Consider the following 16,818-nt stretch of genomic DNA (forward strand, 5'->3'; position numbering starts at 1 on the left):
CATCTCAGCGACGGGTTCAAGATCTCCACCGACCCGTTGTTCGTCGAGAAGGTCGTGGATGTTGTTGGCCTGTATCACAATCCGCCCGAACGAGCGGTGGTGCTGTGTGTCGACGAGAAGTCCCAGATGCAGGCATTGGACCGGTCGCAGCCGGTGCTGCCGATGATGCCGGGCATGCCCGAACGCCGCACCCACGACTACGCCCGCCACGGCACCACCAGCCTGTTCGCTGCGTTCAACATCGCCGACGGCACCGTGATCGGCGAGCTGCATCGCCGCCACCGAGCCACCGAGTTCAAGAAATTCCTGACCAGCATCGACAAGGCCGTGCCCGCCGAACTGGACGTGCACGTGGTGTGCGACAACTACGCCACCCACAAAACACCACCGGTCCAGCAATGGCTCGCCGCACACCCACGGTTCCACGTGCACTTCACCCCGACCGGATCGTCGTGGCTCAACCAGGTCGAACGCTGGTTCGCCTTTCTCACTCAACAACTCCTGCGCCGTGGCGTCCACAAAAGCGTTGCGGCACTGGAGAAAGACGTCCGCAACTGGGTCGATCAGTGGAACACCAACCCCCGCCCGTTCGTCTGGCGCAAGACAGCCGAGGAAATCCTCGACTCCCTCGCACGATATTTGCAACGAATTTCAGGCGCAGAACACTAGCCGAGGCGATTGAGCCGTCGTAGCGTCGCAACCACGCACCCAACGCGCCGATCACTCCCGGACCCAAGCGTCCGTTAACACCGAATCAGCCGCCGTCGGCCCGATATGCGAGGCTGTGCGCATGAGTTCGGAGCTGCTCGAGGAGTCGCGGGTGCGGCGGTCCAGGCGTATCGGGGCCGGTGTGGCGTTGCTCGGGCGGTATCCGGTACTGGTGCGTTCGCTGGGTGCGGTGCTCGGTGGCCTCCTTATATATGGCAGCTTCCCGCCTCGTCCGCTGTGGTTCCTGGCGCCGTTCGGCATCGCGTTGCTGACGTTGGCGGTGGGCGGGGCCGGGAAGCTGCGCGGGGGTTTCGGGTACGGCTTCCTCGGCGGGTTGGCGTTCTTCGTGCCGTTGCTGCCGTGGACCGGCATTTATGTCGGGCCGGTGCCGTGGCTGGCGCTGTCTGCGGTGTGCGCGGTGTACGTCGGACTGTTCGGGCTGCTCACCAGGCTGCTGCGTGGGCTGCCGGGCCGGCCGCTGTGGGTCGCGCTGGCCTGGACGACGACGGAATGGGTGCGGTCGAGTTTTCCGTTCGGGGGATTCCCGTGGGGCCGTTTGGCTTTCGGGCAGGCCGACGGTTGGTTCCTGCCCCTCGCGGCGTACGGCGGCGCCCCGCTGGTGAGTTTCGCGGTGGCGCTGACCGGGACCGGTATCGCGGCGCTTGTGCTCGCGCTGCGCGGCATCGACGCAGGTAGGCTGCCGCTGAAGCTCGGAATTATCACTGCGACAGCAACTTTCGCTATCATGCCTCTCGCCGGGGTGATCCTTCGGCCAACGCTGCCCGGCCCGGAGGACGGCTACCGGACGATCACGGTCGCCGCCATCCAGGGCAGCGTGCCGCGGCTGGGCCTGGACTTCAACGAGCAGCGCCGCGCGGTGCTCGACAATCACGTCCGGGAGACGTTGGAGCTGGCGCGCCAGGTCGCGGCCGGGCAGGCGCCGCAGCCGGATGTGGTGATCTGGCCGGAGAATTCCTCGGATATCGATCCGCTGCGCAACTCCGATGCCGCACAGCTCATCACGCAGGCGTCCGAGCGGATCAAGGCCCCGATCCTGGTCGGCGCGGTGCTGGTGAACGATAACCGCACCACCACCAATTCGGTGATCGTGTGGAACGGCGCGGCCGGGCCGGGGGAGCGGCACGACAAGAAGATCATCCAGCCGTTCGGCGAATATCTGCCGATGCGCGGCTTCTTCCGACTGTTCTCCGAATATGCCGATCGCGCAGGGTATTTCGTTCCGGGTACGGGTTCCGGCGCGGTGCATGCCAACGGTATCGATATCGGCGTCGCCACCTGCTACGAGGTGGCCTTCGACCGCGCCTTCCGCGATTCCATGCACGCGGGCGCGCAGCTGCTCACGGTGCCGACCAACAACGCCACCTTCGGCGATTCCGAAATGACCTATCAGCAGCTGGCCATGTCCCGCGTCCGCGCGGTGGAGCACGGCCGGGCACTGGTGGTGGCGGCGACCTCCGGGGTGAGCGGCATCATCACCGCCGACGGCGTGGTCCGGCAGGAGACCGCGAAGTTCGTGCCCGCCGCGCTGGAGGCGCGACTCCCGTTGCGCGACACGACGACTCTGGCCACCCGCCTGGGGCCGATTCCCGAATACCTCTCCGTTATCCTGTGCGCGGCCGGGGTGCTGTGGGCCGTGGTCCTGCGCCGAAATGCACGGCGCGCCAGCGCCGTAGACCGGTTGCCCGAGACTAGCCAGGCCGTCGCGGACTAACCGAACATCCGGTAGGTTCCGTGGCCGGTGTGACCAACGGGTCTTTCGCGTGCCGGGAGAACCTGTTCGCCAGCGTGTAGCCGAAACGCGCACGCTGCGCCCTTCTGATGTGGGTTTGCTGGCGATTTCCGTTGTCCGACCGCCGCTTCCATCGTGTTTGCGGAGATGTAGCCATTGAAAATGGCCTACCGCCAATGTGGTTGGAAGGGAAACAAATCGTAAACGGTGCCAATCCGGCCGATGTGATGCTCCGAATCATAGGGCGTGGATCACGTCCGACGACTGGCGCTTGCGTGCCCGGCGGTGGCGATGCTCGGGGAGTTGCGGGGAGATGCGTCAACAGCGGCAGAAGGAGTGATTGATGAGTTCATTGGCCACCGATAGGGTCGCCAAATGCACCTCCGGCGAATTCTCGGCACACCCATTCGCACTCTCACCCGCCCAGACCGCACTCTGGTACGCCCAGCGCATTCGCCCCGAAGTCCCGCTGACCATCGCACAATACGTCGAGATTCACGGTGATCTCGATGTCGGGCGGCTGCTGTACGCGATCGAACGCTTCGGCTCGGAGACCCAGGTCGGCCATGTCCGGCTGATCGAAATCGACGGTGTGCCACATCAGCTGGTGGATCCGGCCCGCAGGCCCGGCTGGGCCAGGATCGACCTGCGCGGCGAGGCCGACCCGCATGCGGCGGCGCTGCGCTGGATGAACGAGCACGCCAGCTCGCCCATCGATCTGGAGCGCGACCCGCTCACCACCAATGTGGTGCTGCGGACCGGGGATTCGGATTACATCTGGTACGCCCGCGCCCATCACATCGTCATCGACGGCTACGGCGCGATGAACGCGTGCACCCGCACGGCGGAGATCTACACCGCGGTGGAGGCGCGCACCGAACCGGTCAGCTCGCGCGCGACCCCGCTGGCGCAGCTGTACGCCGACGAGTCGAACTACCGGGAATCCCAGCGTTTCCGCACCGACCGCGACTACTGGCTCGAGCAGTTGGCCGGCGCGGGCGGTCCGGTCAGCCTGGCGGCCAGCGGCAGCCCGGCGCATCCGGACGCGGGCAGGCGCATCGCCACCGGCGTACTCGGCGCGGCCGCGATGGCCGCCACCGAGGGCTTCGGCGCCCAGATCTCGACCCTGTTCGTCGCGGCATTGGCCGGATACGTGCGTTCGGTGACCGGCAATCCGGATGTGGTGCTGAGTCTTCCTGTGTCGGCGCGTACGACGGTGTCGTTGCGCCGGTCGGCGGGTGTGGTGTCGAATGTGGTGCCGATCCGGTTGAAGTTCGCCCCGCACACCACGATTCGCGATCTGGTGAAGGCGGCGGAGTTGCAGATCACCGGTGCGCTGCGGCATCAGCGTTACCGGCACGACGATATCCGGCGCGACTGCGGCTATTCGCGGGATGCGCGTGGGTTCTTCGGTCCGATGGTCAACATCATGCTGTTCCACCACGAGTTGCGGTTCGGTGGTCTGGTCGGGTCGATGCATGTGCTGTCGACCGGTCCGGTGGAGGATCTGTCGGTCAATCTGTACAACGGTGCCGGTGGGCGTATCCACGTCGATTTCGAGGCCAATCCGCGCCTGTACGGTGAGGCCGAGGTCCAGGTGCACCACCGTCGGTTCCTCGACTTCCTCACCAGATTCCTTGCTGCGGAACCGGATACGATTGCCGAGCAGCTGTCGGCGATCACCGCCGATGAGCGTGAGCTCGTGCTGCGCCAATGGAATTCGACGCGGACCGCGCCGCAGCAGGGCACCCTGGCCGGGCTGTTCGCCGATCGGGCTGCCATCTGCCCGGACGCGATCGCACTCGAATTCGATGACAGCGCAAAGGCCCACCCGTCGCCCGACCACCGCCCCTCAACGAGTCGCTTCGCGACGCTCACTTATCGCGAGCTCGACCGGCAGGCGAATCGGCTGGCCCGGTTGTTGATCGCGCGTGGCGCGGGCCCGGAGACCACGGTGGCGCTGTGCCTGCGGCGCAGCCTGGAGTTGGTGGTCGGGATGTACGCGGTGGTGAAAGCGGGTGCGGCGTATCTGCCGCTGGATCCGGAACATCCGGCCGACCGGATCGAACAGATCCTGGCCCAAGCCGACCCGGTGTGCGTGCTCACCGCCGCGGGCGACGGGCTCGCCCTCCCGGCGGGCACACCGCAGCTGGCCGTCGACGCGCTGGATCTGCGTGAGGTCGACGACCGTCCGATCACCGATACCGACCGGCGTGCGCCGTTGCGTGCCGATCATCCGGCGTATGTCATCTTCACCTCGGGTTCCACTGGAAAACCCAAGGGTGTCATGGTGACTCACGCGGCCATCGTGAACCGATTGCGGTGGATGCAGCACGAGTACCCGCTCGACGGCAGCGATGTGGTGTTGCAGAAGACCCCGGCCACCTTCGATGTGTCGGTGTGGGAGTTCTTCTGGCCCTTGCAGATCGGTGCGCGGCTGGTGATCGCCGCGCCGGACGGTCATCGTGATCCGGCGTATCTGGCCGGGTTGATCGCCGAAAAGGGTGTGACCACGGCGCATTTCGTACCGTCGATGCTGTCGGTGTTCGTCACCGACACCGATGTGCGTGGCTGCGCGAGCCTGCGGCGGGTGTTCTGCAGCGGTGAGGCGTTGCCCGCGGCGACCGTGCGGGATTTCCGTGCCGCGCTGCATCACGGCCCCGAATTGCACAACCTGTACGGGCCTACCGAGGCCGCCGTGGATGTCACCTATTGGCCGTGCCCGCCCGACCCGGAGTCGGTGCCGATCGGTGCGCCGGTGTGGAATACCCAAACCTACGTGCTGGATTCGCGGCTGCGGCCGGTGCCGCCCGGGGTGGTGGGCGAGTTGTATCTGGCCGGTATTCAGCTGGCCCGCGGCTATCTGGGCCAATCCCGGCTCACCGCGGAACGTTTCGTGGCCAACCCGTTCACCAGGGGTGCGCGGATGTACCGCACGGGCGATCTGGCGCGCTGGCAGCCCGACGGTGGTGTGCTGGAGTACTTGGGCCGCACCGATTTCCAGGTGAAGATCCGTGGCCTGCGCATCGAACTGGGCGAGATCGAGGCCGCGCTGCTGGCCGATGAGCGGGTCGCGCGTGCGGTCTGCATCGCGCACGAGGGGCGTAACGGCGCCGAACTGGTCGGCTATGTGGTCGCCACACCCGCGGTCGGGGACGCGTTGGATACCGCGGCCCTGCTGGCCGTGCTGCGTCGCACCCTGCCCGGCTACATGGTGCCCGCGGTGCTCGTGCGCCTCGATGAACTACCACTCAGCGCCAACGGCAAAATCGACCGCAAAGCACTGCCCGCCCCCGAGACCGCGGGGCAGCGGGCGGGCCGCGCCAGCGCCGAACCACGCACCGAGGTCGAGCGGGTACTCGCCGTCGTCTTCGCCGAGGTACTGGACCGGCCCAGCAGCGAAATAGGCGTCACCGACAGCTTTTTCGACCTCGGCGGCAATTCGCTGACCGCCGCCCGCGCGGTCGCGCGGATCAATGCCGCGCTCGGTGCCGGACTCACCATCCGCGATCTGTTCGAAACCGGCACCATCGCCGCACTCACCGAACATTTCGCCACCCACAATCCGGACACCGCATCGCCGCGGCTGGTCGCGGGCCCTCGGCCCGAACACATTCCGCTCTCGCTGGCGCAGCAGCGGCTGTGGATCCTGAACCGCTTCGCCGAACACGCCGCCGCGTACAACATGCCGCTCGCGGTGCGGATCGACGGACCGCTGGACGCCGCGGCGCTGCGCGCCGGGCTCATCGACGTGATCGAGCGGCACGAAAGCCTGCGCACCACCTTCCCGGAGGGGCCGAGCGGACCGCATCAGGTGATCCACCCGGCCGCCGAAATCCCGCTCACCATGGACCCGATTGATGCGGCGGGCGCCGACGTGCTGGAGCTGGCCACCGAATACGCCGGCTACGGCTTCGATCTGCGCGGCCAGGCGCCGATTCGCGTTGCGCTGTATCGGATCGCGCCGGACCGGCATGTATTTCTCGTTGTGCTGCACCACATCTGCGGTGACGGCTGGTCGATCGCCCCGCTGGCCCGCGACCTGATGACCGCGGTCGCGGCCAGGGCCGCGGGGACGGCGCCGCAGTGGATACCGCTGCCCGTGCAGTACGCGGATTTCGCGCTCTGGCAGCGCGAACTGCTCGGTGAGGAGGCCGATCCGGCCAGCGCGCTGAGTAGGCAGCTGGCCTACTGGCGCGGCGCGCTCGCCGGACTGCCCGACCAGCTCGACCTGCCGCTGGACCGCCCGCGCCCGCTGCGCCGGTCCACCGCGGGCGGCCGGGTCCCGTTCGCCATACCCGCCGAAATCCGGCGCGCCGCAGTCGAATTGGCGGCCGGGCGCGGTGTCAGCATGTTCATGGTGCTGCACGCCGCGCTGGCCACCCTGCTGGCCCGGCTGTGTGCCACCACCGATATCGCCATCGGCACCCCCATCGCGGGCCGCTCCGATCCGGCGCTGGACGATCTCGTCGGCATGTTCGTCAACACGCTGGTGCTGCGCACCGAGGTGGATCCGGCGGCGGGTTTCGACCGGATGCTCGACATCACCAGGGAGACCGACCTCAACGCCTTCGCCAACCCGGACGTCCCGTTCGAACGGCTGGTGGAGGCGGTGAACCCGGAGCGCTCCGCCGCACGGCATCCGCTGTTCCAGGTGATGCTGTCCTACGACCGCGCCCCCGAACTGCGCATCGACCTGCCCGGCGTACACGCCGAGGTGCTGCCGATCGACGCCGATATCGCCAAATTCGATCTGCGGCTCGAGGTGCACGACAGCCTTGTGGACGGCCCGCTGACGGCCGAATTCGGTTATGCCACCGATATTTTCGACCAGCGCACGATCGAGGGATTCGCCCGCCGGTTCATCGCGGTGCTCGGCGCGGCGGTCGCGGCACCGCAGCTGCCCGTCGGCGATATCAATATCCTGGACCGCCGGGAGAGCGCCAACCTGGTGCCCATCGCCGGCTCGCCCGCCGAACCGTCGATCACGTTGGCGCGCTTGCTTTCCGACACCGCGGAACGGGTGCCCGACGCCGTCGCGGTGCGTTACCTCGGCGTCGACACCACCTACCGGGAACTCGACGAGACGTCGAATCGACTGGCGCGCACGCTGATCGAGCACGGGGCCGGACCGGAGGTGGTGGTCGCGGTCGCGCTGCCGCGCAGCCTCGACTCCATCGTCGCCGTCTGGGCCGTCGCGAAAACCGGTGCGGCGTATGTGCCCATCGATCCCGGCTATCCGGCCGAGCGGATCGGGCATATGATCGCCGACTCCGGCGCCATGCTCGGCATCACCGTGCCGGACTGCCTGGCCGCCATGCCGTCCTGGCCCGCGGGCACCCGGGGCAAACACCGCAAGTCCTACGTCGACTGGCTGGTGCTCGGCTCCGCCGAATTGGCCGCGGAATCGGCGCGATTCGGCGTCGCGCCGATCACCGATGCCGAGCGGCACCACCCGTTGCGCACCGGGCACCCCGCGTACCTGATCTACACCTCCGGATCCACCGGCAAGCCGAAGGCGGTGATCATCACCCACGCCGGGCTCGCCTCGCTGGCGCATGAGCAGATGCACCTGTTCGGAGTCACGGATTCGGCTCGGACACTGCACTTCTCGTCGCCCAGCTTCGACGCGTCGGTGCTCGAGCTGCTGCTCGGCTTCGCCGCGGGCGCCACCGTCGTCGTCGCCCCCGCCGGCATGTACGGCGGCGCGGAACTGGCGGCGCTGCTGCGCACCGAACGGGTGACGCACGCCTTCATCACACCCGCCGCGCTGGCCACGGTGCCCAATGCCGACCTGCCCGACCTGGAGGCGGTGCTGGTCGGCGGCGAGGCGTGCGGTGAGGAACTGGTCGAGGCGTGGACCGTCGGACGTCGCATGCACAACATGTACGGCCCGTCCGAGGCGACTGTCGCGGCCACCGCGACCGGTCCGCTGGTCGCGGGACAGCCGGTGCCGCTCGGCCTGCCGGTGCGCGGCATGCGGCTGTTCGTACTCGACGCCCGGTTGCATCCGGTGCCGCCGGGCACCCCCGGTGAGCTGTACCTGTCCGGCCCCGGCCTCGGCCGCGGCTATCACGGTCGTTACGGCCTTACCGCGCAACGCTTTCCGGCCAACCCACACGGCCGCCGCGGCGAGCGCATGTACCGTACCGGCGATCTGGTCGTCGCCGACGCCAACGGCAGGCTGCGCTTCCTCGGCCGCGCCGACGACCAGATCAAGATCCGCGGCTTCCGGATCGAGCTGCGCGAGATCGACCACGTGCTGCGCGGACATCCCGGCGTCACCTTCGCGCTGACCGTCGTGCACACCGACGAGCACGGCCAGCCGCGCCTGGCCGCCTATCTGACCGGCGCCGCCGGACTCGATCCGGCGGCGGTCACCGAGACCGCGCGCCAGCGGCTGCCCGGATATATGGTGCCCGCGGCGATCACCGTGCTCGACGAGCTGCCCGTCACCCCGGCGGGCAAGCTGGACCGAAAAGCGTTGCCGGAACCCGTTTTCGCGGCGTCCGGCCCGTCCCGCGCACCGGCGACCGAACTGGAGTGCCGGGTCGCGGACGTCTTCGGCGCGATCCTCGGCCACCCGGTGGCCGGCGCCGAGGACAGCTTCTTCGAAGTGGGCGGCAACTCGCTGCTGGCGACCCGGCTCGCGGCGGCGCTGCACGCCGAATTCGGCGTCGAACTGCCGGTGCGGGTGATCTTCGAGGCCCCGACCGTCGCCGGGGTGGCCGTGCGGATTACGGAAGCGCCCCGGACGCAGCGGCTGGCGCTGGCTGTGCACACCCCGCGTCCGGGACGCCTTCCATTGTCGCTGCCGCAACAGCGACTGTGGTTCCTGAATCGATTCTCACCCGAATCGAGCGCGTACAACATCGCTTTCGTCATCAGGATCGCGGGTGAATTGGATGTCGACGCGCTGCGCGCCGCCCTCGCCGACCTGGTGGAGCGGCACGAGGTGCTGCGCACCATCTTCCCGGAGGACAATGCGGGCGCACACCAGGTGGTGCTGCCGACCGGCCGCGCCCTCCCGGCGCTCGAGCCGGTCGACGCCGACGACGCGGGCGCCAGGGAACTGCTGCGGACGATGGCGCAGCGCGGATTCGATCTCGTCCGATCCGTTCCGCTGCGAATGATGTTGCTGCGCACCGGAGCCGAGCGTCATCTGCTCGGCATCGCGATCCACCACATCGCCGCGGACGGCTGGTCGCTCGGGCCGCTCACCCGTGATCTGGCCGCCGCGTACATCGCCAGGCATCAGGGCGGGGCGCCGTCCTGGCCGCCGCTTCCGGTGCAGTACGCCGATTTCGGGCTCTGGCAGCGGGCCTGCCTCGGCGACGAACACGATCCGCACAGCCTGGCCCGCGCCCAACTCGACTACTGGCGCACCGCACTCGCCGAACTCCCCGAGGAGCTGCCGCTCCCATACGACCGCCACCGGCCTGCGCAGCCGACCCAGGAGGCGGGCACCGTGCGGTTCACGGTGCCCGATCCCGTCCAGCGGGCGCTCGCCCAGCTGGCCCGGGGGCAGGGCGTCAGCCTGTTCATGGTGCTGCGGTCGGCGCTCGCGGTGCTGCTGCGCTTCGTCACCGGCGGACGCGATATCGCCATCGGTACGCCGGTCGCCGGGCGTACCGACACCAAGCTGGACGAACTCGTCGGCATGTTCGTCAACACGCTGCTGCTGCGCTCGGATGTCGATCCGGACAGCAGTTTCGCGGCGCTGCTTCGCGCCGACCGGGATACCGAACTCGCCGCGATGGCGCACGCCGACATCCCGTTCGAGCGGGTGGTGGAGGAGTTGGGCCGCGGGGCGCGGTTCCAGGTGGCGCTCTCGGTGCAGGACGGTCCGGTGCCGATCCTGGAGCTGCCCGAACTCGCCATCAGGGCCGAGGAACTCGATATCGCGCGCGCGAAATTCGATCTGGAGCTGCGGGTCGCGCATATCGGCTGCGACGCCGGTCCGGGCGAACCCGGTCGAGCCTTCGAATTCGTGTACGCCGCAGAGCTTTTCGACCAATCGACGATCGAGACCCTGGCCGACAGGTTCCTGCGGGTGCTCGCCGCGATCACCGCCGATCCCCGGGTGCTGATCCGCGATATCGACGCGCGCACCGAAACCGAGCGCAGGCGGTTCGCCCCCGCGCTCGGCGGCCCGACCACGCCGCAGTGCACCCTCGCCGCGTATTTCACGGCCACCGCGCATATGCATCCGCACCGGCCCGCGCTGCGGTCCGCAACCACCGTGCTGACCTACGGCGAACTCGACGGCCGCTCGAATCGCCTGGCGCGGGCGCTGATCCAGCGCGGAATCGGCGCGGGCGACCGGGTCGCGCTCGGCCTGACCAGATCGATCGAATCGGTGCTCACCGTGCTCGCGGTGGCCAAATCCGGCGCCGCCTTCGTACCGGTCGACCCGAACTATCCGGTGGACCGGATCCGGCACATGCTCACCGATTCCGGTTGCCGCGTCGGGGTTTCCGTCGCCGCGCACGCCGAGCGGCTGCACGCGGGCGACGGTCCGACGACAGAATGGCTGCTGCTCGACGACCCGGCCGTCGCCGCCGAACTCGACGGCTACTCCGAGGAGTTGATCGACGATCGGGAGCGCTGGCTGCCGCTGCGGGCCGACGAACTCGCCTACGTCATCTACACCTCGGGTTCCACCGGAAAACCCAAGGGCGTCGCGGTGACCCACGCCGGGTCGTCCAATTTCGCGGACGAGATCCGCGAACGCATGCGGGTCGACCGCAACGCGCGCACGCTGCACTTCTCCTCGCCCAGCTTCGACGCGGCGGTCTTCGATCTGCTGCTCGCGGTCGGCGCGGGCGCGACGATGGTGATCTGCCCGCCCGATATCTACGGCGGCGACGAACTGGCCGCGCTGCTGGAGCGCGAACAGGTCAGCCACACCTTCATCACCCCGGCCGCGCTGGCCACCATCGACCGGGACCGCTGGCCGCTGCCGCGGCTGCGGTCGATCATGGTCGGCGGCGAGGCGTGCGGGCCGGATCTGGTGGCGCGCTGGGCGCCGGGCCGGATGCTGCTCAACGGCTACGGTCCGACGGAAACCACTGTCGTCGCTACCATTTCGCGTCCGATGACCCCTGGACAGCCGATCACCATCGGCACCCTGGTGCGCGGCGCGCGGGCGCTGGTGCTGGACGAGCGGCTGCGCCCGGTTCCGGTGGGTGTGCCCGGTGATCTGTACCTCGGCGGATTCGGTGTCGCCCGCGGCTATCTCGACAGGTTCGGGCTCACCGCGGCCCGGTTCGTCGCCGATCCGTACGGGCCCGCGGGTTCGCGGATGTACCGATCCGGCGATGTCGTGCGCTGGAACTCCGTCGGTGAGCTGGTCTACCTGGGACGCAGCGATCATCAGGTGAAGGTGCGCGGATTCCGCATCGAACTGGGCGAGATCGACGCGGTGCTGGCCGGGCACGCCGGTGTGCGGTTCGCGCACACCGAGGTGCGGCAGATCGCGGGCGCGGCGCGGATCGTCTCCTATGTACAACCCGCCGAAGGGCGCGGATTCGATATCGGCGCGGTGCGCGCGCACGCGGCGGCACAACTGCCCGCGCATATGGTGCCCGCGAGTATCACCGTGCTGGAACGGATTCCGCTCACGCCGGTCGGCAAACTGGATACCGCCGCCCTCCCCGAACCGGAACTCGTTGCGGCAGTACCGGATCGGATGCCCGAGACGGCGTCCGAGCAATTGGTCGCGCGGGTGATGGGCGAACTGGTCGGCGCGGATCGGATCGGCGCCGACGACAGCTTCTTCGATATCGGCGGAAATTCGCTGCTGGCAACGCAACTCGTGGCCCGGCTGGCGGCGGCCACCAATATCCGGCTGGAGGTGCGCACCGTCTTTGCTGCGCCGACGGTCGCCGGATTGGCCGCGCTGCTCGACGGCGGCACCGCGGGTGACGCCCGCCCCGGACCGGTCAAGCGGGTGCGTCCGGAGCGAATTCCGTTGTCGGCGGCCCAGTATCGGCTGTGGTTCCTCAACCGGTTCCATGCGGGCGACAACACCGCCGCGTACAACATTCCGGTCGTGCTGCGGATGACCGGGCCGCTCGACGTCATCGCACTGCGCGGCGCGCTGCACGCGGTGCAGGAGCGGCACGAAACCCTGCGCACCGTCTTCCCGGAGCGCGACGGCGAGCCGTGCCAGCGCGTGCTGGAACCGGAGGTGGCCGCCGTCCCGCTGACCACCCTGGTGGTCACCGAGGCCGAAATCGCGGATACCGTGCGGCATTTCGCCGCTGCCGGCTTCGATCTGGCCAATACCGTCCCCATCCGGGCCACCCTGCTGGAGCCGAGCGCGACCGAACACGTGCTGGTGCTGGTGGTGCATCACATCGCGATGGACGGCTGGTCGCTGCAGCCGCTCGCCGTCGATGTGGCCACCGCGTACCGGGCGCTGGCTGCGGGCCAGGCGCCGGACTGGCCCGAACCCGATATCCAGTACGCGGATTACACACTGTGGCAACGGGATACGCTCGGCACCGAGGACGATCCGAATTCGGTGCTGCGCACCCAGCTCGACTACTGGCGCCGCACGCTGGCCGACGGCCCGGAGCTGCTCGCCGTCCCGGCGGACCGGCCGCGCCCGCCGACGCCGTCCTATCGTGGCGGTACGGTGCACTGCGCGGTGGACGCGTCCACCCATCGCGGACTGCGCGCGGTCGCCACCAGTAACAACGTCAGCATGTTCATGGTGCTGCACGCCGCGCTCGCGGTGCTGCTGTACCGGATGACGGCCACCGACGACATCACCGTCGGCACCCCGATCGCCGGTCGCGGACATCCCGCGCTGGACCGGATGATCGGCATGTTCGTCAACACGCTCGTGCTGCGCGCCAGGGTCGATCCAGGCGCCCGGTTCACGGATTTGCTGCATGCGGTGCGCGACACCGACCTGGACGCGTTCGCGCACGCCGACCTGCCGTTCGAGCGGTTGGTCGAGGTGCTGAATCCGGTGCGCTCGCAGGCGCATCACCCGCTCTTCCAGGTGATGCTCTCGGTGCAGAACGAGCCCGCACGGGTGCTCGAGCTGCCCGGGCTGCGCATCGAGGCGGCCGACGTCGACACCGGCGTCGCCAAATTCGATCTGCAGTTCACCTTCGTCGAGCAGTCCGGATCCGCTGCGGCGCAGCGTGATCCGGGTGGTATCGCGCTCACGGTGAGCTACGCCCGCGACCTGTTCGACGAGGCGACGGCGCTGCGGCTCGGCCACCGGCTGGTCCGGCTGCTCTCCTCGATCGCGGCCGATCCCGTTGCCGCCGTCGGCGATCTGGATCTACTCGACCCGGCCGAATGGTCCGGGCTCGCCCTGGTGCGCGGCGCCGAGGCAGACCGGCCGGTCACCTTCCCCGAGGTATTCGCCGCGGCGGCGAACGCCGACCGGCAGGCGGTCGCGCTGTCCGCCGAGGGCACCCAGGTCACCTACGACGCGCTCGACCGGTGGACGAACCGGATGGCCCGAGTACTCATTACCCACGGTGTCGGCCCGGAAACCCTTGTCGCGCTCGGAATTCCGCGTTCGGTGGAATCGGTGGCCACCATGCTCGCGGTGGCCAAGGCCGGTGCGGCGTTCGTACCCGTCGATCCGCTGTACCCGGCGCAGCGCATCACCCATATGCTCACCGATTCCGGTGCGGAGCTGGGCATTACGCTCACGGCCTATCGGGAGAACCTGCCGTCGGCCGCGGCGTGGATCGTGCTCGACGATCCGGAATTCCGGGCCACCGTGCTCGCGGCGCCGGACGGGCCGCTCGACCCGCAAGAGCGGATCACCCCGCTGCGCGTCGACAATCCGGCCTACGTCATCTACACCTCCGGATCCACCGGCACACCCAAGGGCGTTGTGGTCACGCACGGCGGCCTGTCCAACTTCGCGGCCGAGACCGCGGCCCGATTCGAGGTCCGGCCCGGTTGCCGCGTACTGCATTTCGCCACACCGAGTTTCGACGCGGCGATGCTGGACCTGCTGTTCGCGCTCGGCGGCGCGGCCACCCTGGTGATCACGCCGCCCGGCGTCGTCGGCGGGGCGGACCTGCGGCAGGTGTTCATCGACGAGGGCATCACACACGCCTTCATCACCACCTCCGCGCTGGGCACGGTGGATCCGGCCGGCGTCACCGAACTGCGGCACGTGCTGGTCGGCGGCGAGGCGCTGCCGCCGGATCTGGTCACCAGGTGGGCGCCCGGCCGCAACCTGTACAACGTGTACGGGCCGACGGAAACCACCATCGTCACGGTGATTTCGGCGCCGCTGACGCCCGGCGGACCCATCACCATCGGCGGCCCGATCCGCGGCGTCGGCGCGACCATCCTGGACGGGCGGCTGCATCCGGCCCCGATCGGCGTCACCGGGGAACTGCACCTCGCCGGGGCCGCGCTGGCCCGCGGCTACCTGAACCGGCCCGGCCTGACAGCGCAGCGGTTCGTCGCCAACCCGTTCGGCGCACCGGGTGAGCGGATGTACCGCACCGGCGATCTGGTGCGCTGGTGGTCGGGCGGCGACCGGGAGATCGAATACGTCGGCCGCACCGACTTCCAGGTGAAGATCCGCGGTTTCCGCATCGAACTCGGCGAAATCGATGCGGCGCTGGCCCGGCACCGCGACGTCGAATTCGTCACCACCATCGGTCACCGGACGCCGGCGGGTGCGATGGCGCTGGTCGCATATGTCAAGCCGCGCAACGGGACCGCGCCCTCGGTGGCCGAACTCACCGAATATGTCGCCGAACGGGTGCCGAATTACATGGTGCCGCAGGCGATCATGCTGATCGACGAGGTGCCGCTGAATCCGGTCGGCAAACTCGACCGGAAAGCGTTGCCGGAGCCGGTGTTCACGGCGGCCGAGGGCTACCGCGCACCGGCGACGCCGACCGAGGCCGCACTGTGCGCCGCATTCGCCGCGGTGCTCGGCATGGATTCGGTCGGCGCCGACGACGGCTTCTTCGAACTCGGCGGCAATTCGCTGCTGGCCACGAAGGTCGTTGCCCAGCTGCGGGATTCCGGAATCGAACTGCCGGTGGCGCTGATGTTCGGCGAGGCGACCCCGGCCGCGATCGCGGCCAGGATCGACGGGCACGGCGCGGACGCCATCGCCGCGACGGCGCTGGCGCCGGTGCTGCCGATCCGGGCGAGCAGCTCCGCCGTCGCGGCCCCGCTGTTCTGCGTGCATCCGGCGATCGGGTTGGCCTGGTGCTACTCCGGGCTGGTCGGTCAGCTTCCGCCGGAACGCCCCGTCTACGGATTGCAGGCGCCGCACGTCGCGGGGGCGGAGAGCTTCGACTCGATCGCCGAGGCCGCGGAACACTATGTGGCTCATATCAAGTCGGTCCAGCCTGACGGTCCCTACCATCTGCTCGGCTGGTCGCTGGGCGGCCTGATCGCACACGAGGTGGCCGTGCGGCTGCAGGCGGCGGGCGATCGGGTCGCGCTGCTCGCCATGCTGGACAGCTACCTGCTCTCCGGTGAGCTGTTCGAGCGGGCCGTGCCGACCATCGCCGAGATCATCGGCGAATTCGGCGGCGATCTCGCGGCCGACCTCGATTCGGCGACGGATCTGCGCGCCGCGGCGGAACTGCTGCGCTCGCGGCCCGGCCCGTTCGCGGCGCTGACCGTCGACCACCTCGAGCGGCTCTACACCGGCTACACCAACGGCACGGTGCAGGCCAACGGGTTCCGGCCCGGCGTCTTCGACGGCGACCTGCTGTTCTTCACCGCCGCCGACGACGAGATCAACCGGGCCCATCCGGAACGCCGGGCCGCCGCCTGGCTGCCGTATATCACCGGACAGGTCGAGGATCACGAAATCCGTTGCGTCCATGCGGCAATGACGACACCGGAGGCGCTCGCGGTGATCGGCCCGGTGCTGCGGCGTCATCTCGTGGCCGAACCCGATGCCAGGGCGATCGTCGAGCCGCTGAAGCGCGGCAAGGCGCGTACGGCGGGGGAGCGGCGCCGGGATCGCGAGCCCGGCGAATCGCCGGAACCGCTGGAGGGATACGCCCCGGCCAATCCGGGACAGCTGCCGGTGGGCCGCATTCCGGGTGCGCCCGCCGATCAGCTCGACGGTCGGGTGACCGTGGAATCCGGGCAGCGGCGGGTGCCCGGCGTGCTACCACCGCGCGGAAAGACGCAGCCGCGCAACGGGTCCGCCGCCGACGGCGACCGTCCCGACGAACACCTGTCCATCGACTCGCCCGTGCGCGCCCGGCGAAAGGAGACACGGCAGTGAGCATGTGTGGTGAATCGGCGAGCGGTGGTGCCAGAGTCGGTCACTGGGGGCCGACCGGGCGCCGGTGGCGGCGCGCCGTGCTGGCCGAATACAACCAACGATCCGC

At 69.2% G+C, this 16,818-nt stretch carries 3 protein-coding genes; all 3 read left to right on the forward strand.

Annotated elements, in window-relative coordinates; translation table 11 throughout:
* Window positions 1–669 (forward strand): IS630 family transposase (locus LGY53_RS18905; RefSeq protein WP_225727995.1); only part of this gene is annotated, 669 nt, incomplete at its 5' end.
* A 121-nt stretch (window positions 670–790) separates the two neighbouring features.
* Window positions 791–2,440, forward strand: a complete 1,650-nt coding sequence (lnt, locus tag LGY53_RS18910; protein ID WP_225727996.1) for an apolipoprotein N-acyltransferase — start codon at window positions 791–793, stop codon at window positions 2,438–2,440.
* Between the two features lie 361 nt (window positions 2,441–2,801).
* The gene (locus tag LGY53_RS18915; protein ID WP_225727997.1) at window positions 2,802–16,712 is read left to right on the forward strand and encodes a non-ribosomal peptide synthetase; all 13,911 of its coding nucleotides are present in this window, start codon (window positions 2,802–2,804) and stop codon (window positions 16,710–16,712) included.
* Window positions 16,713–16,818: the final 106 nt, after the last annotated feature.

The sequence above is a fragment of the Nocardia sp. JCM 34519.1 genome (assembly GCF_020361265.1).
Taxonomy (GTDB): Bacteria; Actinomycetota; Actinomycetes; order Mycobacteriales; family Mycobacteriaceae; genus Nocardia; species Nocardia arthritidis_A.